General features: G+C 74.0%; 1 protein-coding gene. It reads left to right on the top strand.

Annotated features, from left to right (window positions below; translation table 11 throughout):
* Nucleotides 1-128: 128 nt before the first annotated feature.
* On the top strand, nt 129-1,029 hold a 901-nt coding region (locus AAW13_RS43175), incomplete at its 3' end, for a LysR family transcriptional regulator (RefSeq protein WP_071659875.1).

The raw sequence follows: 1,029 nt of genomic DNA, 5'->3' as shown, positions 1-1,029 counted from the left end.
GGCGGTCATGCGGCCGAGACGCCCGGCGGCTTCCAGGGGGCGTGCGCCCTGGTGGTCCGGCTGTCGGCCGGCGGGCATGCGTCGGGGTTCGGGGCGGGGCTCCTTCCATGCGGCGGGAGAATGGGACGATGGATCTCCAGGTACTGCGCTCCTTCCGGGCCGTGGCCGAGGGAGTGACGGTGACCGAGGCGGCGGCCGAGGCCCACATCACCCAGCCCGCCCTGTCCCGGGCCCTGCACCGGCTGGAGAACGAGGTCGGCGCGGAGCTCTTCCAGCGCGTCGGCCGGGTCCTCCGGCTCACCCCGGCCGGGCGGGTGTTCAAGGAGCACGTCGACACTGTGCTGGACGCCTACGACCGTGGGCGGCGGGCCGTGGCCGAGGTCGTCGACCCCGACACCGGCGTGGTCTCGCTGGCCTTCCTGCACACCCTCGGCACCTGGCTGGTACCGAGGCTGGTCACCGGGTTCCGGCAGCGGTTCCCCACCGTCCGGTTCGAACTGCACCAGGCCGACGAGAACGGCCTCGCCCAGCACCTCCAGGACGCCACCGCCGACCTGGTCATCACCGGCAAGGACCCCGGGCTCCCGCTCATCACCTGGCGCCGACTGCTGGTCGAGCCGCTGTGGCTGGCGATCCCGGCCCGGCACCGGCTCGCCCAGCGCCGACGGGTCCGGCTGGCCGAGGTGGCGGCCGAGCAGTTCGTCGTGCTCAAGCCCGGTTACGGCCTGCGCAGTGTCACCGAGACCCTGTGCAGGCAGGCCGGGTTCAGCCCGCTCGTGGCCTTCGAGGGTGAGGAGGTGGAGACGCTGCGCGGTCTGGTGGCGGCGGGTCTCGGGGTGTCCCTGATCCCGGCCTCGCCGGACGCCGCGGCGGCCCCGGACACCAACCCGGACCTCCCCGTCCGCTACCTCAGCCTCACCGACGTCCGGGCCACCCGCGACATCGGCATCGCCTGGCCGACCTCCCGCACCCTCCCCCCGGCCCCCCACCGCTTCCTGAACCACGCCCTCAACACCCCCCACCACAACC

This window comes from Streptomyces humi (assembly GCF_001005085.2).
GTDB lineage: Bacteria > Actinomycetota > Actinomycetes > Streptomycetales > Streptomycetaceae > Streptomyces > Streptomyces humi.
Note: the sequence above shows the minus strand (reverse complement) of the source record. Positions and strands in the feature narration are given on the sequence as shown.